The organism is Apibacter sp. HY039, from assembly GCF_004023655.1.
Classification (GTDB): Bacteria; Bacteroidota; Bacteroidia; order Flavobacteriales; family Weeksellaceae; genus Apibacter; species Apibacter raozihei.
On record NZ_SAYM01000003.1, the window covers coordinates 365,766 to 391,615 of the forward strand.

The window sequence follows — 25,850 nt, forward strand, 5'->3', positions numbered from 1 at the left end:
ATAAAATGAATTCATTAGAAATTGCAAAAACTTGGTTAAAGGAACCTTTTGATTCTGAAACACAAAAGGCTGTACAAAATTTAATTGATACAAATCCTACCGAACTGGATGATTCCTTTTATAAAAACCTGGAATTTGGTACTGGAGGAATGCGTGGAATTATGGGTGTGGGAACCAATAGATTAAATAAATATACATATGGGCAGGCAACTCAGGGTTTAGCAAATTATTTGCATCAGCAATTTCCTGAGGGTAAGATAAAAGTAGCTATTGCTTTTGATGTTCGTCACAATAGTGACACATTTGCCAAATTGGTGGCAGATGTACTTACTGCTAACGGTATTTTTGTTTACTTATTTGATGAATTCAGACCAACTCCCGAACTATCATATATAGTACGTGATCTCAATTGTAATGCAGGAATCGTTTTAACTGCATCGCATAATCCTCCTGAATATAACGGTTATAAAGTCTATTGGAATGACGGAGCACAGATTGTTCCTCCCCACGACACTGCTATTATTCAAGAAGTTAGAAACGTTAATTTTAAGGATATAAAATTTAACGGAGATGAGACAAAAATTACTTATATAGGTGCAAAAGAGGATGAAAAATTTATAGATGCAGCTATTGAAAATAATCTGTATTTAAAAGGAAAGAAAGATTTAAAGATTGTTTACACCTCACTTCATGGAACTTCAATTACAATACTTCCGGAAACTTTAAGCAAAGCAGGTTATGAAAATGTATTTATAGTTCCGGAACAAAAAAATCCTGACGGAGATTTTCCAACGGTTAAATCTCCTAACCCTGAAGAACCTGAGGCCCTTTCTCTTGCATTAAAATATGCAGAGGAACAAAATGCCGATATTGTTTTTGGTACGGATCCGGATGCAGACAGGCTGGGTATTGCTGTTAGGGATTTAAATGGTAAGTTAGTTTTATTAAACGGTAATCAGGCAAATACTATACTAACTGATTATATATTGCAAAAATGGAAAGCCGATGGAAAAATTGATGGGAAACAATTTATCGGTTCTACTATTGTTACATCTGATATTTTCTTTTCATTAGCTAAATTGTATAATGTAGATTGTAAAGTTGGGCTAACCGGTTTTAAATGGATTGCCGATTTAATTAGAAAAGCGGAAGGTAAAGAAAAATTTATTTGCGGAGGTGAAGAAAGTTTTGGTTTCATGCCTAGCGATTATGTTAGAGATAAGGATTCTATATCTTCTATTCTAGTTGCTTGTGAAGCTGCACAAGAGGCTAAAAATGAAGGTAAAACGTTGTTTGAGAAACTTATTGAAATTTATGAAAAAACAGGTTATTTTTATGAAGAATTAGTTTCTATCGTAAAGAAAGGAAAAGATGGAGCAGAACAAATTGCAAAAATGATGGAAGAATTCCGCATGAACCCACCTAAAGAATTAGTAAGTGAAAAAGTAACCAAAATGGATGATTATCAGTCTTCCGTATCTTTAAACCTTCTTACAGGTGAAAAAACATCTATTGATATTCCTAATTCTAATGTGTTGATTTTCTATACAGATAAAGGTACTAAACTTGCTTGCCGTCCTTCAGGAACAGAACCTAAAATTAAATTTTATTTTTCTGTACAGGATTCACTATCATCTAAAAATGAATTTAATGCTCAATTAGCCAAAGCGAAAAATAAAATTCACAAAATAAAAGAATTTTTAAGTTAGTTCTTTTTACGAGAAAAAAATGTCTGAATTTATCAGACATTTTTTTATTAGTATAATCTGATTTGTAAACTATAAAACTAAATCATAAATATGTTATACAAATGGTTAAATTTTTTTGTAATGTTAAAGCTTAAAAACTAATCTATATCTTCACTTAATATATCCACTTTGGATTTAATTATTCTATTTACTTATCTTTTTATGGTATTTTTACCTGATTGCTTTACTATTTGAGATTTTTTAATAATCATATTTAAAATTAATAATAGTCCTATAGAAAAAATTAAATGGTATATAGTTTGGGGTTTTATTTTATTTATTTATATCAATATAATAATATATATTTGGCTTATTCCCTTGTATTTGGATCGGTAGTGATCTATACTATATAATTAATGTTTGAGGTATAAAACACGCACCTAATCCTTGCTGTGAATGAGAACATGGAATTCCTCCCGAAATAATCGGAGAATCTGAAGGCTTAACGGAATTGACTTTTATGGAATGACTTTTTTTAGCACTTAACCAAACCCTGTTATCAAAAAATCTACTCCTTCAGGAAAATCTTCTATTATTTTTTAGCTGTTGCTTTTGAATATATTTTAGGTTACTCAAAATTTACTTTTATCTTCTTCTTTTTATATTATAAAATTTAGAGGTTCTTTAAAATCTTTGATCGTTTTTATTTTCATTTCTGATGAATAATAAGCCAAAGTATATGGTTCTACAGAATGTGTAAGCCAAACATTTCCTCCTATAACAGAATCATGACCAATACTTGTTTCACCTCCTAAAATAGTCGCTCCTGCGTAAATGACTACGTTATCCTCAACGGTTGGATGTCTTTTAACTTTAGATAGATTTTTAGTTACAAAAAGAGCTCCCAAAGTAACTCCCTGATAAATTTTAACATTATTACCAATAATGGTAGTTTCTCCTATCACTGTCCCAGTTCCATGGTCTAAAAAGAAATTATCTCCTATTTTCGCTCCCGGATGTATATCAACACCCACTTTAGCATGAGCATATTCAGAAAAAAGACGCGGTATGATAGGCACCTGCATTTTATAAAATTCATGTGCAATACGATGAACTGATAATGCAAAAAATCCTGGATAGGTCAATACAATTTCTTCAAGTGATTCTGCGGCCGGATCATGAGCTAAGAATGTTTTTGCATCATTATAAAGTCTTTGTTGAATACTTGATATTTTAGTAAAAAAATCAATAATTATCTTTTCAGCTTTATCAGCTTCCATAAGTCTTGAAAAATTGGAAAGCAAAATTTTATAAATAAGTAATAGTTCTGCTTCTGATTGATTATTATCCGGAATTTCACAAATTGGAAACATTTGAGAGAATAATTTTTCAACAACATTTTCCAGCTCTTGTTTATTAATAGGTAAATAAATAGGCTTGGATCTAAACTGAGTAATAAATTCATTTATCCGTTTATTTATATCTGAGGGAATAGTATCATTGTCTGATGATTTTTTCATTATTTGTCAATTAAGATTAATCAGGTTTTATTAATTCTAATTTTTAACCATTAAATTGGTTCAATTAAAATCTTAAAATTTATAATTAAAGTTAAAAAAAAAAGCAATTCTAAAATAGAATTGCTTATAATTTATTATTATTAAAGAAATATTTATTTCAATAAATCTTGCATTTTTTCTTGTTCTTCTCTGGCTAAGTACTCATCTACCAGAATTTTACCGCTATGCTCATCTAAAATTATTTTTTTTCTCGAAGCAATTTCTACTTGTTTTTGAGGAGGTACAGTAAAGAATGAACCTACTACAGCACCTCTATCTAAACTGGTTATAGCTAGACCGTTTTTAGAACTTTTTCGGATTCTGTAATAGCTATTAAGAAGTCTTTCATCTATTTTAGAAGCAAATTCCTGAGATTTTTCCAAAAGAAAATTTTCTTCTTTTTCAGTTTCTTTTATTAAGTTGGATAATTCCGCTTTTTTATGATTTAAGTGATCTTCAAAACTAGAAAATTTTACTCTTTGTTCTTCTATCTGTGACTTTTTGAACTCGATTTTAGCATTAAGCTCTTTAATTTTCTTGTTCTGTAATTGAATCTCCAGCTCTTGATATTCAATTTCTTTTGTTAAAGCTTCAAACTCTCTGTTATTTCTCACATTATCTTGCTGAGATTTGTATTTTTTAATCTGAGCTTCAGAATTTTTGTTTAATTCGTTTTTTACTTTAATATCATTCGTCAGGTTTACTACTTCATCTTCAATTTTTCCAATTCTTTTTTCTAAACCAGCAATTTCATTTTCCAAATCCTCAACTTCTATAGGTAACTCACCCCGTAAATTTTTTAACTCATCCAAACGAGAATCTATGATTTGTAAATCATATAATGCTCTCAGCTTTTCTTCTACTGTAGTGGTATCCGCTTTTTTATTTGTAGCCATAGGGTTGGTATAATTATTTTTAGAATTTATTTTCAACTTTCTTTAAGATTGCAAAATTACTAAATTTTATGATATATTTGATATTTAATCAAAGATTTCCGCTTAGTAACTAGCAACTTTATCTGACTAATGTCATCTACTCATGTTACTATTTATTATATTTCATAAAAAATAATTTACCGGATTAGTTTTTACTTCAGAAATTACCATTTTACAAGATTCAGAAATATAATTTTTTAAATAATTGAAGAGCAAATTTTTGGTAAACTGTTCACTTTCATAATGACCTATATCTGCTAGTAAAATTTTTCCTTCTGCCTGAAAAAACTCATGATACTTAATATCAGAAGTTACAAACGCATCTGCTCCGGCTGCTATAGCTTTTTTTATAGCAAAACTACCTGAACCTCCAAGCAGTGCCACTTTTTTCACTTTTTTACTTGTAAAAGATGTATGACGAATGCACTTTGTAGGTAATGATAATTTTAATTTTTGCAAAAAGTCAGTTTCGGAAATCTCATATTCAAGCTCTCCAATCCTACCCATACCTAAATCCTGATTTTCATTTTCCAGAGTATATATTTCATATGCAATCTCTTCATAGGGGTGCGATTCACGCAGGGAATTCAATATCTTGTATTGTTTGTAATCTTCAAAAATTACACTAACCTGTATTTCATCAACTTCTTCCGGTTTATTAATCTCTCCGATATAAGGCTGAGAATTTTCCGTGGGTAAGAATGAACCTTTACCCTCAATTTTAAAGCTACAATTCTTATAATTTCCAATTTCACCAGCTCCAGATTCAAACAATGCTTTTTGAACATTCTCTACATGTGAAACAGGGACATAGGTTTGTATTTTTTTTATTCCTTGAATTTTAGGAATTAGAGGTTTTAAATTGTGTACTCCTAAACGTTTTGCTATTTCGTAATTTACTCCTTCTTTGGCAATATCTAAATTCGTATGTATAGCATATATATTAATATTATTTCTAATTGCTTTAATCACTGCTTTTTCAACATAGTTTTTACCAGTTATTGATTTCAAACCTGAAAAAATTATAGGATGGAACGTTACTATCAGATTGCATTCGCAATGTATCGCTTCTTCTACTACTTCTTCCAGGCAATCTAATGTTATAAGGATTCCTTTAATATTATCGGATTGATTGCCAACAAGTAAACCTACATTATCAAATGATTCAGCATTGGAAACCGGAGCTATTTTTTCTAACAAGCTAGATATATCGGCTACTTTCATTTCTTTTATTTTATTTTCAAATATATTATATGACCATCTAAATAGCAAGATAAATAAAAAGAAAAACGGCTGATAAATCTATCAGCCGTTTATATTATTACCGATTATACTCGGATAAATTAATCTTCAGCAGTTACTCCATCTGAAACAACATCAAATGAGTAATCATATTCTACAGTTCTGTGTAAACGAACTTTAGCAGTATATTTTCCTAATCTTTTGATTGTATTTCCAGGAATTTTGATGTATTTTTTTTCAATTTTAACACCTGCTTTAGCTAAAGCTTCTGCTAAATCGTTATTGTTTACAGAACCGAAGAGTCTGTCACCTGTACCTACTTTTGCAGGAATAGTAACGGTAACTTCTTTTAATTTGGCAACAATTTCGTTAGCTGTTTTAACTAATGCTGCTTCTTCTGCAGCTCTTTCCTCTAAAGTAGCTTCTAAAGCTGCTTTATTTTTAGGTGTAGCTAGTAAAGCTAATCCTTGAGGAATTAAAAAATTACGAGCATAACCTGGCTTAACATTAACCACGTCAAACTCTAATCCTAAATTTTCTACGTCTTTTTTAAGAATTACTTCCATGATTTCTTTTTTCTTTGAATTAAGGTTTTAACTGATCTCCTACATATGGTAATAATGCCAAATGTCTTGCTCTTTTAATTGCTTGAGATACTTTTCTTTGAAATTTTAAAGAAGTTCCGGTAAGTCTTCTTGGAAGAATTTTACCTTGTTCGTTTACAAATTTTAATAAAAAATCAGGATCTTTATAATCAACGTATTTAATACCGTATTTTTTGAAACGGCAATATTTTTTTTCTGTTTTGGTGTCAATATCTAACTGACTTAAAAACTTAACTTCGCTGGCATTTCCTCCTGCTGCCTGTTTTGCTAGATCATCTATTGCCATGTCTTATTTTTTTAAAGATTTAACTTTTTCTTCTCTTTTTCTAGCCCATTCTACTCCGTGTTTATCTAATTTCACGGTAAGAAATCTTAAAATTCTTTCGTCTCTTTTGAATGCTAATTCCAGAGTATTCACAATATCTCCGGGAGCTTGAAACTCAATAAGATGATAGAATCCGTTTCTTTTAAGCTGAATTGAATAAGCTAATTTTTTTAATCCCCAGTTTTCCTGGTTTACAATAGTTGCGTTGTTTTCTTTGAGAAGGTTCTCAAAAGATTTAACTGCTTCCTCTACCTGAGAATCCGATAGAACGGGAGTTAATATGAAAACAGTTTCATAATGATTCATAAATCAAATTTTTTATTATTTTTTCGAACGGCAAATATAGGGCGTTTAATTGATTTTACAAAATTAAATTAACTAGAGCATAGTATTTCAAAATAAAAAGAGAGAATATATATTCTCTCTTTTTATTTATCTATATTTACAATTGATTATAATTACGCAAGGCCTGCTTTACAATATCTTCATCTACCGTAACATCGAATACGGCTTTTCCTATTCTTTCCAGTAATACAAATTTGATTTCATTATTTGTATTTTTCTTATCATTCTGCATAAAGTTAAATATCTCCTTAAAATAATCTTCTTTAATATCTATCTTTTTATACAATGACAAAATATACTCTTTGATATCTTCATACTCCAATTCTGATAATAATCCTTTTTTAACAGATATGTAACTTTCCACTATCATTCCCATCGCTACACCCTCCCCATGTAAAATAGGATTACCCTGTTCCAGAAAGAAACTTTCAACAGCATGTCCAATGGTATGTCCGAAATTTAATATTTTTCTTAATCCTGTTTCTGTAAAATCCTGAGAAACTACTTCTTTCTTAATTTCAATACTGGTTCTGATTAAGTCATCCATATCTTCCAGATGTATTCCGTTAAGAGAAGTTATTTCTTTCCAATATTTTTCGTCTGCAATTAATCCGTGTTTTATAATTTCTGCAAAACCACTGAGGATTTGTTCTTTTGATAAAGTGGATAAAAAACCTGGATCTACCATAACCAATTCAGGAAGAGCAAAATTTCCTATCTGATTTTTGTGACTGCCCAAGTCTACCCCGGTTTTCCCCCCTATAGAAGCATCTACCATAGATAACAGGGTGGTCGGTACATTTATAAAACTTACACCTCTTTTATAACAGTTGGCTACAAAGGCTCCCATATCTGTAAGCACTCCCCCTCCTATATTTATGATAAGACCTTTTCTATCAATTTTTAGTTCAGTCAAAGCTTCCCAAAGATTGATACATACGTATAAATTTTTATTGACCTCACCGGATTCTATTTCCAGAATTTCAATTTCAGATTCTGATTCTATCTCTGATATAATTTGAGGCAGGCAAAATTCATGCGTATTTTCATCAACAAGAAAAACTATTTTGGTAGGATTATTAGTTTTTATAAACTGATTAATTTGTTTAATTCCTTCCTCGGCGTAATATATGGGATTAATAACGTTCATTTTTTGGTATATATAATTATTCGCTTCTTCTGTTTCCTAATAAAATCATAACAAAATAAAGTAATTGAGCTAAAGACCCTAGAGCGGCTACTAAATAAGTTCTTGCTGCCCACTTTAGAGCATCTTTACATTCATCATATTCATTAGGCTGTACAACCTGATTGTTTTCTAACCAGGCTAATGCTCTATTACTTGCATCATATTCTACCGGTAGGGTTACAAATGCAAAAAGAGTAGTGACTGCAAACAGTGCTATACCTATAGCCAAAACAATAGTGTTACCTGAATAAGCCATTATTGCTATTCCTGCAAGCAAAACCCATTGCAGAAGATTAGAACTGATACTAACCACAGGCACTAATTTTGAACGTAACTGAAGCATCGAATATCCTATGGCATGCTGAACTGCATGTCCACACTCATGAGCTGCTACAGCTGCTGCAGCTGTAGATCGCTGACTGTAAACTCCTTCAGATAAATTAACTGTTTTATTAGCCGGATTATAGTGATCTGTAAGCATTCCCGGAGTGGAAATTACTTCAACATCTGTAATTCCATTGTCTCTCAACATTTTTTCAGCTATCTCTTTACCGCTCATCCCATTGGATAATCTTGTCTTTGAATACTTATCAAATTTAGATTTTAACCTGTTTTGGACTATTAAGCTTATCACAAAGATAGCTCCAGTTATTAATAAATAAATTGGATCATATGCCATACTATATAATTTCTAAATATTATTTTAATAAATGTAATTTTCGTACTTAAATTTTAATATTCATAATTCATAACTATATTTGCTAAAATTATGCCTTTTTTCATTAACATAACAAATCGACAGTAAAAATAAAATCATGCCTATGAACTCAATTGAAGTTAGAGAGGTTATAACATCATCAGATTTAAAAAAGTTTATAAAATTTCCGAATAATTTATATAAAAACAATCCGTATTATGTTCCGGCTTTGATTTCAGAAGAGATGGCTATTTTTGACGAAAATACAAATCCTGTTTTTGAGTTTTCTATATGCAAAAAATATCTTGCTTATAAAAGCGGAAACATTGTCGGACGCATTGCCGTAATAATCAACAAAAAAGAAGTTACAGATCTTGGAATAAAAAAGGTGAGGTTTGGATGGTTTGATGTTATAGATGATATTGAGGTTACAAAATCTTTATTAGCTAAGGCTTACGATATGGCAAACGAAAATCAGTTTCGCCGAATTGAAGGTCCCGTAGGATTTACCAATCTGGATAAAGCAGGTCTGCTCAGCAAAGGATATGACAAATTGGCTACTATGATTGGTATCTACAACTTTCCTTATTATCATGAACATTTCAAAAATTTAGGTTTTTTAAAGGCTAATGAATGGGTTGAATTTTATATTGAAGTAGTATCTGAACTACCTGAAAAGGTAATTCGTTTTTCTAAACTTTTGAAAGAAAAATATAAATTGAAAGCTCTTCAATTCAAGACTAAAGAAGAGTTAATGGAATACAGCGATCAGATTTTTCAATTACTTGACGATACCTACAAAGTATTACCTACCTATGTTCCGTTTTCAAAAAAACAAATTGATTATTACAAAAAAAAATATATTCCTTTTATTAATAAAGATTACGTTATATGTATAGCAGATGAAAATAATAATCTGGTCGGATTTGCAATAACAATGCCTTCTTATTCCAAAGCTTTACAAAAAGCTAATGGTAAGCTTTTTCCTTTTGGATGGTTTCATCTCTTACGTGCTTCTAAAAATAATGAATGGGCTAATTTCTACTTAATAGGTATACACCCGGATTATCAGAGAAAAGGTATTACTGCCATTGTTCTTAAAGAATTTTTTGAATTATTTACTTCTAAAGGAATTAAATATCTGGAAACTAATCCTGAACTTGACGATAATAAAAGTATTCAGTTATTATGGAAAGATTATAATCCGGTAAATCATAAAAGAAGAATAACATATTATAAAGAAATATAATGATTAAAGGATTAATAAATAAAAATAAATTTATTAATAAATATTTTTATAAATTTTATTATTTTATAAAAAAAAGCGCACTTCGTTTTAAAATTAATAATGACATAATTGGTGAAAATAATCTGATTTTTTATAGTCCAAATTGTGTTTTTTCTAATATAACTTTTGATATTAAAGGAAATAATAATAAAGTAGTAATTAATGGTAATTGCAAGCTTAATAATGTTACTTTTTATATAAGGGGTAATAATTGTATCATCGAACTAGATGAACATATTTATTTTAATGAAAAAGGAACGTTGTGGATAGAAGATGATCATGGGAAAATCATAATTGGATCCCATAGTACTTTTGAAGATATTTTAATTGCTTCAACAGAACCTAATTCTGAAATTATAATAGGTAAAGATTGTATGTTTTCTCATGGAATTGAAATCAGAACCGGAGATTCTCATTCAATTTATGATATAAATACAAATAAGCGGATCAATTATGCTAAAAATATATCTATTGGTGACCATGTCTGGGCAGGTGCAAACAGTACATTTTTAAAAGGATCAAAAGTTTCTTCAAATTCAATTGTAGGTATTAAAAGTTTAGTTACGCAACAATTTGTTGAAAATAATGTAATTATCGGAGGCATTCCCGGGAAAATAATAAAGCGTAATATTACTTGGGGAAGAAAAAGGACTTATGATAATTAATATTTTAAACTTCTTTTTCCATTATATAGTCTTCCATTAAAAATCCTTTTCCAATATCTATATTTTCACTCCCAGAAATGGAAAAACCCATATTTTTATAAAATGATACTGCTTTATTAAATCGATTTACATTTAAAATTAATAACTTATTTTTTTCTTTTATTGCTCGTTTTTCAACTTCTTGGATTAGTTTTTTCCCAATACCTTTACCCTGAGTATCTGGTAATACATAGATTTTATGTATTTTAGTTATCTGGGGTTTGTAATTGATTTGGTATGACAGATAACCAAAAAAATTCCTTTTTCTGCAATCAGAAAATATTTATGATTTAATTCAGTGATTTGATTTTTCATTGCCTCGATGCTATACATCATACTCAGCATATAATCAATTTGATCTTTAGATAATATTTGGCCGAAAGTATCAGGCCAGGTTTTGTGTGCAATATCTTTAATTATTGAATAATGTTCTTGAGTAGCATTTATTATTTCCATACCCTTTTATATTAATGAAAAGAAAACAGCCCGAAAAAAAAATTTTTTCGAGCCATTTTTTATACTAAAATATTTGACAATTATTCCGCTTTAATATCATTAGATAAGCTGGCAAATAAGAACTCTCTGTTCATTCTTGCTATATTTTCCAATGAGATACCTTTTGGACATTCCACTTCACAGGCTCCGGTATTTGTACAGTTACCAAAACCTTCTTCATCCATTTTCCGAACCATATTAAGAACCCTGCGGGTAGCTTCCACTCTTCCTTGTGGTAACAAGGCATATTGTGACACTTTTGCTGATACAAACAGCATCGCAGAACCATTTTTACAAGTTGCTACACAAGCTCCGCAACCAATACAAGCTGCAGCTGCAAATGCTTTATCCGCTTTTTCTTTTTCTACAGGTATTGCATTGGCATCAATGGTATTTCCTGAAGTATTAACAGAAACAAATCCTCCGGCATGCTGAATCCTGTCAAATGCAGTTCTGTCCACAATTAAGTCTTTAATCACCGGGAAACCAGCAGATCTCCAAGGTTCTATCACAATTGTATCTCCATCATTAAACATTCTCATATGCAACTGACATGTAGTGATCCCTCGGTCAGGACCATGTGCTCGCCCATTAATAAATAGAGAACACATTCCGCAAATACCTTCACGACAATCATGGTCAAAAGATACCGGCTCTTTATCTTGTTCAACCAGCTGTTCATTTAGCATGTCCAGCATTTCCAAAAATGAACTTTCAGTTGATACTCCTTCTAATTTATATTCTTCAAATTTTCCTTGTTGTCCACTACCCGCTTGTCTCCAAACTTTTAATGTTAGGTTTAATAATTTTCCTGCCATTTTTCTTATCTTTTACAGGTTATTTATAATTTCTTGCTGCTATTTTAATATACTTGTAATTCAGGTCTTCTTTATGAAGAATTTCCTGATTTATATCTTCACCATTATATTCCCAAGCCGCAACGTAAGAATATTGTTCATCATCACGTAAAGTTTCACCTTCTTCTGTCTGATATTCCGTTCTGAAATGTCCGCCACACGATTCATTCCTATTTAATGCATCTATAGCCATTAATTGTCCTAATTCAAGAAAATCAGCAACCCTTCCGGCTTTTTCAAGTTCCATATTGATTGTTTTGTCAGATCCAGGAACTTTCACATCTCTCCAAAACTCTTTTCTAATCTCTTCTATTTCTTTTATAGCTTCTTTTAATCCTTCAGCATCCCTGGCCATACCTACTTTGTTCCACATGACTCTTCCTAATTTTTTGTGGAAATAATCAACGGTTTTCGAACCTTTGTTTGTTAAGAAATGCTGTATTCTTTCATTAACCTGTTTTTCAGCTTCTTCAAATTCTGGTGTATCAGTAGAAATAGTACCCGTTCTGATATCATCTGCTAAATAGTCTGCGATTGTGTAAGGCAATACAAAGTATCCGTCAGCCAGTCCCTGCATTAATGCAGATGCTCCTAAACGGTTAGCGCCATGATCCGAAAAGTTAGCTTCTCCGGTGACAAAACATCCCGGAATTGAGCTCATCAGATTATAGTCTACCCATACGCCTCCCATAGTGTAGTGAACTGCCGGATAAATTTTCATCGGAGTTTCATACGGATTATCCCCTGTAATTTTTTCATACATGGTAAACAGATTTCCATATTTTTCTTCTACTACTTTTTTACCTAACTTTATGATTTCTTCCTGAGAAGGATTATGAATATCTAATTCGTTTGCTTTTTCTTTTCCATATTTAACAAAGGATGCTGAAAAGTCAAGATAAACACCTTCACCTGTAGCATTATTCTCAATACCAAAACCAGCATCACATCTTTCTTTAGCTGCACGGGAAGCTACGTCTCTTGGTACTAAATTACCAAATGCCGGATATCTTCTTTCAAGATAGTAATCTCTATCCTCCTCTGCAATATCGGTAGGTTTAAGTTTACCTGCTCTAACAGCTTCTGCATCTTCTTTTTTCTTAGGTACCCAGATTCGTCCATCATTTCTCAAAGATTCTGACATCAATGTAAGTTTAGATTGTTGATCTCCGTGAACCGGAATACAAGTCGGATGTATTTGGGTGAAACAAGGATTAGCGAATGCAGCTCCTTTTTTATGAATTTTCCATACTGAAGTCCCGTTAGAGCCCATAGCATTGGTTGATAAGAAAAAAACATTTCCATATCCTCCTGACGCTATTACTACAGCATGCGCAGAATGTCTTTGAATTTCTCCGGTAACCAAATCCCTTGCAATAATTCCTCTGGCTTTTCCGTCAACCACAACCAGCTCCAGCATTTCATGCCTGTTAAACATTTGTAAACGTCCTTTTCCAATTTGTCTGTTCATTGCAGAGTACGCTCCTAACAATAACTGCTGACCGGTTTGACCTGCGGCATAAAAAGTTCTCTGAACCTGAGTTCCACCAAAAGAACGATTATCCAAAAGCCCTCCATATTCTCTGGCAAAAGGTACTCCCTGAGCTACACACTGGTCTATAATTGATCCGGAAACTTCAGCAAGTCTATATACATTTGCTTCACGAGCTCTGTAATCTCCTCCTTTAATAGTATCGTAAAAAAGTCTGTAAACACTATCTCCATCATTCTGATAATTTTTGGCAGCATTTATTCCTCCCTGGGCAGCAATGGAATGCGCTCTTCTCGGAGAGTCCTGATAACAAAAAGCTTTCACATTATATCCCATTTCTGCTAAAGAAGCAGCTGCAGCTCCACCAGCTAAGCCGGTTCCAATTATTATAACATCTATTTTTCCTCTATTATTGGGTGCGACCAAGCGCATATGATCTTTATGATTTTTCCATTTTTCATGGATATCACCTTCTGGAATTCTTGAATCTAATTTTATACTCATTGGGTATTGTCTTAAGATTAGTAATTATAGTTAAACTAAAGCATTGCCTTTTAAGAAAAAATATACGGCAATTGAGGCAAAACCAATTGCTATAAATATAAAGTAAGCTTTACCAAGAATTTTTATAACCGGAGTATAAATTCTGTGATTAAACCCTACTGACTGGAATGAGGATGCAAAACCGTGACTTAAATGTAATCCTAAAAAGATGAATGCTACTACATATATCAGAGTATATACCGGACTTTTAAATAATTCGGTAACTAATAAGTAATCATCTTTAACCTCACCAAATTTGATGGGTACAAAATAATTATATAAATGCAATAATAGAAATACAAGAATCAGCACTCCTGTATAAATCATCGTTCTTGAATTAAAAGGGGTGTTTGCTGAAAACTGATTTACAGCATACCTTTCTTTTCCTCTAGCTTTTTGATTTTTTAATGTAAGCACGATTCCTAAAAGAATGTGGTAGATGAAACCAAAAGCCAGCACATATTGCATAACCTGAATCAACGGGTTAGTAGCCATGAAATGAGAAGCTTCGTTAAATGTTTCTCTACCTATAAATAAAGTTAAATTAACACTTAAATGAACTAGTAAGAAAATCATAAGGAAGAACCCTGTCAAAGCCATCATAAACTTTCTCCCAATCGAGGAAGAGTAAAATCTTGTCATAATATTTCAATGTTTTATTTTGGATAACAAATTTAAGTAATGAACCCCTGAGGATGCTATGACAAATATCACATTTTATTCTTTTAGAATCCATCTAAATAAAGAATTTGTTATTCCGGACTAATATAAATTCAAAATTTATAAAAAAATATATTATATTCTATAAATAATTTAAATATTTATATTTAATCATTCGCTTACTTCAACTATTTTCCAGTAAGTAGTAATTAACTTTAAGCCATTAAAAATATGAATTAATTATTGCTTTAAACATGTTCTTCTCATAACTACCAAAAGACCAATTTAAGGACAGACAGCTTGTTTTATATGAGTAAATTATCTATAGGTAAGTTTTATCTTTTGTCATTAGATTTATTTAGACTTTATTAAATTTAAGATATTTTAATTGTAACATTAGGTTTAACAGTTATAATTAAAAGTATAAATTCTAAATCTATAAAAAAGTAATATTTATCAAAAAAAATATATAGTATTTGTTTTGAATAATATAAAGTTGATACTTTCAAAAAAATGATAGTTCATATGAATTTTATGTAATTTCTATTCTGGAGGTAAACGGAAAGTAATTGGCAAAAGGATGTTTGTTCTAACAAGCTTACCATCCACTTTAGCAGGCTTCCACATTTTATTGGTTTTATACACTGCTTTAACAACCATTTCATCTAAACCATAACCTAGATTTTTACCGAAAACCCCTACATTACTGATTGTTCCGTCTTTTTCAATTATAAAATTAATTAAAATTCTTCCTTCGATACCATTATATCTTGCTTCATCAGTATATTCTATAAACTGAGAAATATATTGAGTTACGTCTCCTTTAATAAATATGGCATTTGACTCAGAAGTTTCATATAATGTAACTTTTTTTTTGGGCTCAGGAATTATCATTGTTTCAGATACTTTTTTATTATCGGATTCTCTATACACATTAAAAACTTTTTTTTTATTTTCAGTTTCCGGTTTTAAAAATAAAAATACCAATCCTAATATGATAAATAAAAAAATAATCATGACAATTTCAATTCTTTTTTTTATATAGAATAACCATTTATTTTTCATAACCAATTTTAATATTTCATAGTTCTCACAAAAATAACCTATTTTAAGATACCTTAATATTTAAATATTATTTATCATGAAAATAGGTATGGACATAGACAAAGGATAATTGATTTTTAGAGAGCTATTCAAATCAATTAGAATAAATTACATTATTTTTTTAATGGATTCAATAGAAATACCTTTCAGAGCATATTCTAATTTGCTCCTACAAAATAAACTTTAATTTATCTTCCTTTTTTTAACTCAAAAAAGGATTACAATGTTTCTCTCAATACTACTTTTAATTTTTGCTAAACCAGGATTTTTTTTGCTTTAAAATTTTTCTTATTCTGAAACAAATTAATTGTATTAAATATAATCATTTACATATTAGCTTCAGAATTATTATGATTAGTTAAATTTAGAGTATAAAAAAAAATTATATTATGTTTCTACAATTGTCTCTAATAATTTTATTTAAATATTTATTAGGAACTATTTTAAATTTAGATAATTGATTTAAAATTATTCATTGATATCAAAATTAGAACATCAATCATTCGTCTTTAATCGTAATCTTAATTCATATGAATTAACAAATAGGTAAAAAAACTACCTGCTAAAAGAGATAGTTTTTTATAAATTTTAAAAAATTTTATTCTGGGGGTAAACGGAAAGTAATAGGCAAACGGAAGTTTGTTCTTACAGGCTTTCCATCCACTTTAGCAGGCTTCCACATTTTATTGGTTTTATACACTGCTTTAACAACCATTTCATCTAGACCATCACCCAACTTTTTACTTGCCACCCGTACATTTGTTATAGTTCCATCCTTTTCAACTACAAATTTAATGAGAATATTTCCTTGAGTACCGTTATCACGTGCTCGATCTGTATATTCTATAAACTGAGAAATATATTGAGTTACATTACCTTTAGTGAACTCTGCATTTACTTCAACTTTATCAAATATTTGATCATCATTAACCGAAGGTACTGGAGAAGGATCAGGATTCTTTGCCTGACTAGTGGTAGCTTTCCCTTCTTTGGTTTCATTTGATAAAACCCTATTCTCTGTTTCTTTAGCCACAGGAACTAACAATGTTTCAGATACTTTTTTATTATCGGATTCTCTATACACATTAAAAACTTTTTTTTGATTTTCAGTTTCTGGTTTTAAATAAAAAAATATCAATCCTAATACGATTAGTAAGAAAATAATCATTACAATGTCAATTCTCTTTTTGATATAGAATAACCATTTATTTTTCATAATCAATTTTAAATTTTCATAGTTCTCACAAAAGTAACCTATTTTAAGATACCTTAAAATTTATATATATTATTTATCATAAAAAATAGGTAAGGATATAGACAAAGGATAATAGATTTTTAGAGATCTATTTAAATCAATAACAATAATTTACCATAATTTATATTATGGTATTTTTATAATGGATTCAGTAGCAATACTTTTCAGAGCATATTCTAATTTGCTCCTACAAAACAAACTTTAATTTTTCTTTTTTTTTAACTCAAAAAGGATTACAATGTTTCTCTCAATACTACTTTTAATTTTTGCTAAACCAAGATTGTTTAGACTTTTAATTTTTTTCTTATTCCGACACAAATTAATTGTATTAAATATTATCATTAACTTATTAGCTTCAGAATTATTATGATTAGCTAAATTTAGACTATAAAAAATGTTGATATATGTTTATACAATTTTATATAATAATTTTATATCAAAATTAGAACATCAATTATTCGACTTTGATCGCAATGTTAATTCATATGAATTAACAAATAGGTAAAAAAAAACTATCTCTTTTAAGAGATAGTTTTTTTAAATTTTAAAAAATTTTATTCTGGAGGTAAACGGAAAGTAATAGGCAAACGGAAGTTTGTTCTTACAGGCTTTCCATCTATTTTACCTGGTTTCCACATTTTGTTGGTTTTCTGAACGGCTTTAATTGCCAGCTCATCTAAACCATCACCCAACTTTTTACTTGCCACCCGTACATTAGTTATAGTTCCATCTTTTTCAACTACAAACTTAATAAGAATATTTCCTTGAGTACCGTTATCACGTGCCCGATCTGTATATTCGATAAACTGAGAAATATATTGAGTTACATTTCCTTTAGTGAACTCTGCATTTACTTCAACTTTATCAAATATTTGATTATCATCAACCGGTGGTTTTGGTGGTGGTGGTCCTGGGGGAGCTTCAACCTTAGGACCCGGATTTCCAGCTTGACTGCTAGTAGCTTTCCCCTCTTTGGTTTCAGTTGATATAACCTTATTCTCTGTTTCTTTTGCCTCAGGAACTGTTTCTTCTTTAACAACCACTTTCTTAGGTTCCGGAACAACTACTTTTATAGAAGCAATTTCTTCCTGTTCTACTTTAGGTGGAGGTGGTGGCTCATTATTTTGTTCAAAAATTTCTTCTTCTTCTTTGGGAGTTTCTATTTCCGTAAGATTAGCAACCACTGAAACTTCTTTTTCTTTTTTGCCTGCCTGCCATCTGTTATAAAAAAATAACACCAGCACAAACAGAACAAAAATAGTCGTTCCTATAAGAAAGGCTTTTAGAAGATACCCCTTCTCATTTTGTCTAAGTCTATAGGCTCCATAGCTTTTGTTTTTTTGCTCAAATACTATATCATCTAAAGACTTTAGTTTATTTTGTGCCATTTCTATTAATTTTTCTGTTTTACTTTATTTTTTCCTGATAAACCTGTTTTTCTTTAGATGATAAATCTTTAATACCATACCTTGTGGAATTAGTTATCTCCATTTCATCTAAAATATCAACCAGATTTTTATAATTTGAATCATCCGCTGGTTTAATAATAATAGTAAATTTATCTTTATCGGCCTGCTTTTGTGCTGTTAAAATCTCTTTTCTGATACCTTCTTTAGAATAATCAGTAACATTAAGATTAGAAGCATTTAAGTCACTTTGTTCTAATTGATGCCAATAAATTTTATCATCTTTACCTAAAATCAGTGTCAGGGAGTTTTTTATTTTAATCTCAGGAATTTCACTTGGTGGAATATCCACCTTAGGCGGCATATTCAAATGCATAATATTGGGCTTAGTAAACGTAGTAGTAAACATAAAGAAAGTAATAAGCAAAAAACCTAAATCACACATGGGAGCCATGTCGACATTTAGATTCATTTTTTTTGCACGTACTTTTCCTTTATCTCCACCGCTACTGCTTGTATCTACACCTGCTGACATATTGTATATCTCTTTTTTTAATTAAAATAAACGAAATTATTCAGGTTTACTTTCCGATGAAGTAATTAACTGAAACTTATTCATACTCTTTTCCTGTAAACGAGCTAAAAGATTTTTAAACATAGGGTATTGGGTTTTCATGTCCCCTTTTATACCTAAATCTATTGAATCCCCTGCTTTTTTCACGACCTGTCTAGCTTCAAAAACCCAATCCACTATTTGAGGATTTATACTATCTCCCGGAATACCCGGAATCTGCACACGTTCTCGTTGACTTTCTGACAGTGCTAAATATTCTTTTAGCTGCTGAACAGGTACTCCAAAATCAGAAATATTTTTAAATTCTTGTTTTTCTTTATTTGAAAATTGAATTTTATATTTATTTCCCATAGCCTCTAATAACGGAATTTTATATTTATCATCATCCATTGAAAAATAATATTTTCCATCCTGAGTTACGGAAATTTTCATCATTCCATGATCTTTTAATTTTATTTGAGATACAGATGAAGGCGGATCAATTGTGACAGTTTCTTTAGGTTTGAACTGAGTGGTCAAAATAAAGAACGTCAAAAGCAACCAAGCCAAATCGCTCATAGGCGTCATGTCTATGTGTATCCCATGTCTTTTTGGTTTAACTCTTGCCATTTTTTGTTTTTAAATTATTATAATAATTTTATTATTAATTTTTTATGTCTATTATACGAATAGAAAGTAAAAAATAATTAATGGTGAGCTGCAAAAGACTGCTGAATGCTTAAACCAACTTCGTCAATCTTGAATGTTAAAGTATCGATTTTTGAAGTAAAAAAGTTATAAGTTATAATTGCTAAAGCAGAAGCTCCAATACCTAAAGCCGTATTAACCAATGCTTCAGAAATACCTACTGATAAAGCTGCTGCATCCGGAGAACCTCCTCCATCACCTAAAGCAAAGAATGCTTTAATCATACCTATTACTGTTCCCATTAAAGCTACTAAAGTACCAACGGAAGCTATCGTTGCAAGAATAGTCATGTTCTTTTCCAACATAGGCATCTCTAACGTAGTAGCTTCTTCCAAAGTTTTACTTAATGATGCTAGTTTTTGTTCTTTATCTAAAGTAGTATCGTTTGCCAGATTCTTATATGAAATCAATCCTTCTTTAACAACATTTCCTATGGAGCCTTTTTGCTTGTCACATAGACTGATTGCCTCATTGATTTGATTTTTGTCTAACAAACTTCTGATTTGATTCACAAAATTGGTTAAGCTTCCGGTTCCTTCTGCTTTCCCGATAATAAAAAATCTTTCAATTGAAAACACAAGTACCATTAGTACAAAAGAAATTAAGAATGGTACAATAATACCTCCTTTGTGAATAATCCCCATAAAGGTAGTAGGTTTACCATCAGTGGTACCTCCTTCAAAATTTGAAGAATTTCCTAAAATTAGATGATAAATTAATTCTCCTATTACAAGTAAAATAACAATTGTAATAAAAGGATTTAATCCCCCTGCTTTTCTGGCTGGTGTGTTTGATTGAGTTAATTGTTGTTTTTCCATCTGATATTAAATTAATTTTTTAATGATTTTTAAAAATTTACGTAAAATAAATACAAAAAAGTTTAACTAGCAATAGTTTATGTTAAGTTTATATTAAGTTTAACTAAAGCAAAGCTTAAAATTCACAATATTTATGCCATGATTCTTCGAAATATTTATTACGTAATTATCTGTTTATTTATTTTACAATAATCTTACTGACTCAGGAACAAAAGCTTCATAATTCCCTTTGTACTTGATTATCTCTCTTACAATACTGGAACTAATAAAGGATTTTCCGGAAGAAGTCAGAAAAAAAACGGTTTCTATTGATTTTTTAGATAGTGTACGATTGGTATGAGCAATTGCCTTTTCAAATTCAAAATCGGCAGGATTTCTAAGCCCTCTTATGATGTAAGGTGCTTGTTTTCTGTGACAGTAATCAATGGTTAATTCTTCAAAAGAATCTACCTCCACGTTTGGATAATTCTTTACAGTTTCTCTGATCCATTCCATTCTCTTCTCAAGAGGAAACATATAACTTTTGGTTGAATTATTACCTATAGCTACAATTATTTTCTCAAATAAGGGTACGGCTCTTTCTATAATATCGAAATGACCGAGGGTGATAGGATCAAAAGAGCCTGGAAATACTGCAACTCTTTTCATTATTTTAGTTAAATTTTATTATTTTTTGTGCTCTTTCTATAGCTAAAGAAATTTCGTTATCTAAAAGATCTGAAAAATTATATCCTGCTTCTTTTACTTGTTGCGGAAATATACTAGCCGGCGAACAACCCGGATTAGTATTGATTTCAAGAAAATACGGTTCATTTTCTATAAGAATAAAATCCAGCCTTGAAAAACCCGTCATATCTAAGGACTTATAAATAAATGCAGCCGCTTCTCTAATTTTTTCATTCTGTACATCAGAAAGATTTGCTGGAGTTATTTCTTCTGAAGCACCCATATATTTTGCTTCATAATCAAAAAATTCATTTTGCGAAATTATTTCAGTGGTACTTACTACAGTCACCTGATCTTTATATTTCATTACACCAACCTGAACTTCTCTACCGTCTAAAAAACTTTCAATTAACACAGAACGATCTTCTTTAAAGGCTAATTCTAAAGCAGGAAAAAATTCTTCAACATTTTTTACCTTTGAAACTCCCAAACTGGAACCTGATTGGTTAGGCTTAACAAAACATGGAAGTCCTACCTGACTGATTATTTGTTCTGCTTGTATGGATTCCCCTTGGTTTAAATAAACTGATTGAGCCATAGATACACCAAATTTTTTCAATACAGATAAAGTATCTCTTTTATTGAATGTAAGGGCAGAATTGTAAAATGAGCATCCTGAATAAGGAATATCAAGTAATTGCCAATACGCTTGAAGCAAGCCATCTTCTCCGGGGGTACCATGAATTGTGTTCAACAAAACATCAAAGCGTACTTTATTACCATTTAAATTAAAACTGAAATCTCCTTTATCTATAGGGTAATGATTTTCCCCAACAATTACTTCCCAGCCTTTCTTTAAAATATGTATCTGATAAACCTCTTTATATTTATTCTTGTTTATCTGTGAAAAAAAATAATTACCACTTTTTAGGGAAACAACACTTTCGTCTGAGTAACCTCCCATTACAATTCCTACTGTTAACATATATTGTACTGCTAATTAACTACTTTCGTTGCATGAGGCTGAATTCAGCTTAACAGCCCACACTACAAAAGTAAAACATATTTTCATGAATAAACTATATTATTTTTATTATTTATATATTTGCTTTGTAAAAAGTATGTATGAAAATCATCAAATTGTTAGCCACTTGGCAATTTTGGGTTAGTTTAATCCTTGCAGTAGCAATATTTTTCGGCCTTATGCAAGGAACTTTTTTATGGTTGAACGCCTATACTAATCATGGAGTTCAGGTAGAAGTTCCTAATATTAAAAATTTAAATTTGGATCAAGCTGTAATTAAACTGGATGAAGTTTCACTGGAATACGAAATAGACACATCTAAATACGATCCTAAATATAAACCTTATGAAATTTTAGATATTTATCCCCTTATAGGCTCAAATGTTAAAAAAGGAAGAAGGATATTTATAAGAGCTAACGCCAAAACATGGAAACCTGTAGCTGTTCCTAATATCATTGGAAAATATAAATATCTTGCATTTAGCCAGCTTAACCTGGTAGGACTTAAAGTATCTGATACTATCTATGAACCTAGTTTAGCAGTGAATACGGTAATAAAACTTTTATACAAAGGAAAAGAGATTCAACCGGGTGTAACTCTTCCCCGATTTTCACAATTAACAGTAGTGCTTGCCAAAGGCCTGGCTAAAAATGTATCTGTACCAAGTTTTATTGGTATGGATGAAGAAGGAGCAAAAAGAGTTATTACTGAAAACTTATTCTCTGTAGGCTCTATTATCTACGATGATCCTGAAGACAAGACCAACACCCGAGTATATTATCAGGTGCCTGCGGCTGCTTCTGTATACGATCAGGGGCAACCTATAGACTTATATTTAAGTTCAAGACCTATTGAGGAATTGAGAATTAAAATACAAAATTTAGATGCTACTTTTAACCGTAATTATGTTGAACAACCTATAGACTCATTAAGCATACCTGATGAACCTGATTTTACTACGCAGGAACACCCTGCCGCTCCACCGTCAAGTCCTTCAGGCTCTTCTGGTAGCCAGCCAAATAGTTCAAGTACAAATAATAAATTTCCTAAGCCGACGGAAAATCATACTAAACCAAATTCCGTAAATAAAGAAGAAAGTAGAAGACCTAACAGAGTTATTGTAGAATAACCAAGAAATTTATATGAAAGATTTAGATAATGGTTCATTGGAAAATGAAACGGATGAATTGTATGAACATTTCAAACTAATTGTTGATAAAGGTCAGAGTCTGGTACGAATTGATAAATATTTAATCAACTTTATTGAAAACGCTACCCGAAATAAAATACAACAGGCTGCTAAAGCAGGAAATATATTGGTTAATAATCTACCGGTAAAATCTAATTATAAGGTAAAACCCAGCGATAAAGTTTCTATTGTTCTGGCACACCCTCCGCGTGATACTACCATTATTCCACAGAATATTCCTATTACAATTATATATGAAGATGAAGATCTTCTGGTGGTAAACAAAGAGCCAGGAATGGTTGTGCATCCCGGTTTTGGTAATTTTGAAGGGACACTGATCAATGCACTGGCCTATCATTTCAGCCAGCTTCCCTTTTTTCAAACAGATTTAGACAAACGCCCCGGCTTAGTGCATCGTATAGATAAAGATACATCCGGACTTTTAGTAATTGCTAAAAACGAGTATTCAATGAATCATTTAGCCAAGCAGTTTTTTAATAAGACTACTAAAAGAGTTTACAATGCTTTGGTTTGGGGGAATTTTGAGGAAGATGAAGGTACTATAACTGGGCATATAGGTAGAGATTTGAGAGATCGTATGCAAATGGCTGTTTTTAAAGATGGTTCTCAAGGAAAACATGCTGTAACTCACTACAAGGTCATAGAAAGATTCCGATATGTGACGTGGGTGGAATGTCAACTGGAAACAGGAAGGACTCATCAAATACGTGCTCATATGAAATCTATTGGCCATACTCTTTTCAACGATGCAAGATATGGTGGTGATATAATTTTAAAGGGAACTACCTTTACTAAATATAAACAATTTGTTGAAAATTGTTTTCAACTTCTTCCCAGACAAGCATTGCATGCAAGAACTTTAGGATTTATACATCCTACATCTAAAAAAGAGATGCATTTCGAAGCGGCACTACCTGAAGATATGAATCAGGTTCTTGATAAATGGAGAATCTATACCAACACGCGAACATCAGAGGAATAAATTTTACTGATTGGCTTATTATTAATACTTTTTATTTATCAATACATTTTTAAATTAAAAACAATAAATTTGTAATTCATTGTAATATTGTAATATGAAAAACAGCTTATATAATATTCCTAAAATAAAAAATACAGATAAAAATAACTTTGCATTAATTGCTGGTCCATGTATAATAGAAGGAGAACAAATGGCAATGGATATTGCCGGGAAAGTTATTGAAATAACGGATAAATTTGGAATACCCTATATTTTTAAGGGTTCCTTCAAAAAGGCAAATAGATCGAGAGTAGATAGTTTTACTACAATCGGAGAACAAAAATCTTTAGAAATTCTTAAAAAAGTGGGTGATACTTTTTCTATTCCCACAACAACCGATATTCATGAAAATGAGCATGCATCTCTGGCAGCTAAATATGTTGATGTATTACAAATACCTGCATTTTTAATCCGACAAACCGATTTATTAGTTGCAGCAGCCGAAACTGGAAAATATATTACTCTTAAAAAAGGTCAGTTTCTTTCCCCTGAATCTATGCAATTTGCTGCACAAAAAATTAAAGATTCAGGAAATGATAACTATGCAATTATCGATAGAGGATCTTCTTTTGGTTACCATGACCTTATAGTAGATTTCAGAGGTATACCTACGATGCGTAATTATGCTCCTGTAATATTGGATGTTACGCATTCCTTGCAACAACCGAACCAGACAACCGGTGTAACAGGAGGACGTCCGGATATGATCGAAACCATAGCTAAAGCAGGAATCGCTGTAGGTGCTGACGGTATTTTTATTGAAACACATCCCCATCCAGCCCAAGCCCTTTCTGACGGTGCCAACATGTTGAGATTAGATTTACTTGAAAGTTTATTGGAAAAGTTAGTTAAAATCCGAGAAGCTATCATATAATTAATTGCTTAGCAATTTTTAATTTATGACGATTATTTATTGTTCGGTATGAATTCAAATTTATTAATTCTAGATTTAGATGAAACACTTATTCATTCTATTGAAACAAAACTTGATGTAGAGCCTGATTTTTATTTTGAACCTTATTATGTATACAAAAGGCCATATTTAAGCCATTTTCTAAATGAAATAAAAGAACATTTCAAAATTGCAATCTGGAGTTCAGCTGATGACAATTATGTTTCACATATAGCAGATCAGATTAAACCTGAATCTTTAAATTATGAATTTGTATGGGGACGCTCAAGATGTTCTCCAAAAAGAGATAGCTTTATGGACAGATATATCTATGAAAAAAGGCTCTACAAAATTAAAAGTAAAAAATATAATCTTGAAAAAACTATCATTGTAGACGATACTCCGGAAAAAGTACGTGTTAATTATGGGAATGCCGTTTATATAAAAGAATTTAACGGAGAAAGCACTGATGAAGAACTTACTTACTTATTACCTTATCTGATATCTTTGAAGAATGTCACAAACATTCGTAATATTGAAAAAAGAGGTTGGAGATCCTTGGTTTAAA

The 25,850-nt window shown here is 30.9% G+C and carries 28 protein-coding genes; 7 read left to right on the forward strand and 21 right to left on the reverse strand.

The window, feature by feature from the left end; translation table 11 throughout:
* The first annotated feature begins 5 nt into the window (after positions 1–5).
* On the forward strand, positions 6–1,709 hold the full coding sequence (locus tag EQ921_RS08975; RefSeq protein ID WP_128331399.1) for a phospho-sugar mutase: 1,704 nt from the start codon (positions 6–8) through the stop codon (positions 1,707–1,709).
* Positions 1,710–2,347: 638 nt separating this feature from the next.
* Here EQ921_RS08975 and epsC read toward each other — a convergent pair.
* The 8 genes from epsC to EQ921_RS09015 all read right to left on the reverse strand — a co-directional run bounded on the left by epsC (position 2,348) and on the right by EQ921_RS09015 (position 8,567).
* Positions 2,348–3,208, reverse strand: a complete 861-nt coding sequence (gene epsC / locus EQ921_RS08980) for a serine O-acetyltransferase EpsC (RefSeq protein ID WP_128331400.1) — start codon at positions 3,206–3,208, stop codon at positions 2,348–2,350.
* Positions 3,209–3,360: 152 nt separating this feature from the next.
* Positions 3,361–4,143 (reverse strand): zinc ribbon domain-containing protein, encoded by a 783-nt coding sequence (locus EQ921_RS08985; RefSeq protein WP_128152560.1) that lies wholly within the window; start codon positions 4,141–4,143, stop codon positions 3,361–3,363.
* Positions 4,144–4,305: 162 nt separating this feature from the next.
* Entirely contained in the window at positions 4,306–5,406 is a 1,101-nt protein-coding gene (locus tag EQ921_RS08990) for a Nif3-like dinuclear metal center hexameric protein (RefSeq protein ID WP_128331401.1), read from the reverse strand.
* Between the two features lie 119 nt (positions 5,407–5,525).
* A complete protein-coding gene (gene rplI, locus EQ921_RS08995; protein WP_128152558.1) occupies positions 5,526–5,990 on the reverse strand; it encodes a 50S ribosomal protein L9 in 465 nt (154 codons plus the stop codon).
* 19 nt (positions 5,991–6,009) lie between these two features.
* Positions 6,010–6,315 (reverse strand): 30S ribosomal protein S18, encoded by a 306-nt coding sequence (gene rpsR, locus EQ921_RS09000; protein WP_128152557.1) that lies wholly within the window; start codon positions 6,313–6,315, stop codon positions 6,010–6,012.
* A 3-nt stretch (positions 6,316–6,318) separates the two neighbouring features.
* Complete coding sequence (gene rpsF, locus EQ921_RS09005; RefSeq protein WP_128152556.1) at positions 6,319–6,660, reverse strand: 30S ribosomal protein S6; 342 nt, start codon at positions 6,658–6,660, stop codon at positions 6,319–6,321.
* Between the two features lie 136 nt (positions 6,661–6,796).
* Positions 6,797–7,849, reverse strand: a complete 1,053-nt coding sequence (gene aroB, locus EQ921_RS09010) for a 3-dehydroquinate synthase (protein WP_128331402.1) — start codon at positions 7,847–7,849, stop codon at positions 6,797–6,799.
* Between the two features lie 16 nt (positions 7,850–7,865).
* Entirely contained in the window at positions 7,866–8,567 is a 702-nt protein-coding gene (locus tag EQ921_RS09015; RefSeq protein ID WP_128331403.1) for a zinc metallopeptidase, read from the reverse strand.
* Between the two features lie 142 nt (positions 8,568–8,709).
* Between EQ921_RS09015 and EQ921_RS09020 the strand changes: the two genes are divergently transcribed.
* A complete protein-coding gene (locus EQ921_RS09020; protein ID WP_128331404.1) occupies positions 8,710–9,834 on the forward strand; it encodes a GNAT family N-acetyltransferase in 1,125 nt (374 codons plus the stop codon).
* Positions 9,834–10,538 (forward strand): acyltransferase, encoded by a 705-nt coding sequence (locus EQ921_RS09025; RefSeq protein ID WP_128331405.1) that lies wholly within the window; start codon positions 9,834–9,836, stop codon positions 10,536–10,538. The genes EQ921_RS09020 and EQ921_RS09025 overlap by 1 nt, the downstream gene beginning before the upstream one ends.
* A 4-nt stretch (positions 10,539–10,542) precedes the next feature.
* On the opposite strand, the gene EQ921_RS14925 is transcribed toward EQ921_RS09025, so the two are convergent.
* From EQ921_RS14925 to EQ921_RS09085, 13 genes are all read right to left on the reverse strand, one after another.
* Complete coding sequence (locus tag EQ921_RS14925) at positions 10,543–10,860, reverse strand: GNAT family N-acetyltransferase (RefSeq protein ID WP_370449520.1); 318 nt, start codon at positions 10,858–10,860, stop codon at positions 10,543–10,545.
* On the reverse strand, positions 10,788–11,033 hold the full coding sequence (locus tag EQ921_RS14930) for a hypothetical protein (RefSeq protein ID WP_255424464.1): 246 nt from the start codon (positions 11,031–11,033) through the stop codon (positions 10,788–10,790). Before EQ921_RS14930 ends, EQ921_RS14925 begins: the two co-directional genes overlap by 73 nt.
* Before the next feature lie 80 nt (positions 11,034–11,113).
* Complete coding sequence (locus EQ921_RS09035) at positions 11,114–11,890, reverse strand: succinate dehydrogenase/fumarate reductase iron-sulfur subunit (protein WP_128152550.1); 777 nt, start codon at positions 11,888–11,890, stop codon at positions 11,114–11,116.
* A gap of 19 nt (positions 11,891–11,909) precedes the next feature.
* On the reverse strand, positions 11,910–13,925 hold the full coding sequence (locus EQ921_RS09040) for a fumarate reductase/succinate dehydrogenase flavoprotein subunit (RefSeq protein WP_128152549.1): 2,016 nt from the start codon (positions 13,923–13,925) through the stop codon (positions 11,910–11,912).
* Between the two features lie 30 nt (positions 13,926–13,955).
* Entirely contained in the window at positions 13,956–14,606 is a 651-nt protein-coding gene (locus tag EQ921_RS09045; RefSeq protein WP_128152548.1) for a succinate dehydrogenase cytochrome b subunit, read from the reverse strand.
* A gap of 561 nt (positions 14,607–15,167) precedes the next feature.
* Positions 15,168–15,689 (reverse strand): energy transducer TonB, encoded by a 522-nt coding sequence (locus tag EQ921_RS09050; protein WP_128331406.1) that lies wholly within the window; start codon positions 15,687–15,689, stop codon positions 15,168–15,170.
* 637 nt (positions 15,690–16,326) lie between these two features.
* Positions 16,327–16,944, reverse strand: coding sequence for an energy transducer TonB (locus EQ921_RS09055; RefSeq protein ID WP_128331407.1), 618 nt, complete (start codon positions 16,942–16,944; stop codon positions 16,327–16,329).
* A gap of 593 nt (positions 16,945–17,537) precedes the next feature.
* Positions 17,538–18,371, reverse strand: a complete 834-nt coding sequence (locus tag EQ921_RS09060) for an energy transducer TonB (RefSeq protein WP_128331408.1) — start codon at positions 18,369–18,371, stop codon at positions 17,538–17,540.
* 19 nt (positions 18,372–18,390) lie between these two features.
* Positions 18,391–18,924, reverse strand: coding sequence for a biopolymer transporter ExbD (locus EQ921_RS09065; RefSeq protein ID WP_128152544.1), 534 nt, complete (start codon positions 18,922–18,924; stop codon positions 18,391–18,393).
* Positions 18,925–18,960: 36 nt separating this feature from the next.
* Complete coding sequence (locus EQ921_RS09070) at positions 18,961–19,572, reverse strand: biopolymer transporter ExbD (protein ID WP_128331409.1); 612 nt, start codon at positions 19,570–19,572, stop codon at positions 18,961–18,963.
* A 77-nt stretch (positions 19,573–19,649) separates the two neighbouring features.
* Complete coding sequence (locus tag EQ921_RS09075) at positions 19,650–20,468, reverse strand: MotA/TolQ/ExbB proton channel family protein (protein ID WP_128331410.1); 819 nt, start codon at positions 20,466–20,468, stop codon at positions 19,650–19,652.
* A 183-nt stretch (positions 20,469–20,651) separates the two neighbouring features.
* Positions 20,652–21,116, reverse strand: a complete 465-nt coding sequence (coaD, locus tag EQ921_RS09080) for a pantetheine-phosphate adenylyltransferase (RefSeq protein WP_128152541.1) — start codon at positions 21,114–21,116, stop codon at positions 20,652–20,654.
* A 4-nt stretch (positions 21,117–21,120) separates the two neighbouring features.
* Entirely contained in the window at positions 21,121–22,119 is a 999-nt protein-coding gene (locus EQ921_RS09085) for a D-alanine--D-alanine ligase (RefSeq protein WP_128152540.1), read from the reverse strand.
* A gap of 140 nt (positions 22,120–22,259) precedes the next feature.
* Between EQ921_RS09085 and EQ921_RS09090 the strand changes: the two genes are divergently transcribed.
* The 4 genes from EQ921_RS09090 to EQ921_RS09105 all read left to right on the forward strand — a co-directional run bounded on the left by EQ921_RS09090 (position 22,260) and on the right by EQ921_RS09105 (position 25,849).
* Positions 22,260–23,288 (forward strand): PASTA domain-containing protein, encoded by a 1,029-nt coding sequence (locus EQ921_RS09090; RefSeq protein WP_128331411.1) that lies wholly within the window; start codon positions 22,260–22,262, stop codon positions 23,286–23,288.
* Positions 23,289–23,301: 13 nt separating this feature from the next.
* Positions 23,302–24,351, forward strand: coding sequence for an RluA family pseudouridine synthase (locus tag EQ921_RS09095; protein ID WP_128152538.1), 1,050 nt, complete (start codon positions 23,302–23,304; stop codon positions 24,349–24,351).
* Between the two features lie 94 nt (positions 24,352–24,445).
* Entirely contained in the window at positions 24,446–25,264 is an 819-nt protein-coding gene (gene kdsA, locus EQ921_RS09100) for a 3-deoxy-8-phosphooctulonate synthase (protein WP_128331412.1), read from the forward strand.
* A 48-nt stretch (positions 25,265–25,312) separates the two neighbouring features.
* Positions 25,313–25,849: an NIF family HAD-type phosphatase gene (locus EQ921_RS09105; protein ID WP_128331413.1), complete on the forward strand. Its 537-nt coding sequence runs from the start codon at positions 25,313–25,315 to the stop codon at positions 25,847–25,849.
* The last annotated feature ends 1 nt before the right edge of the window (position 25,850 follow it).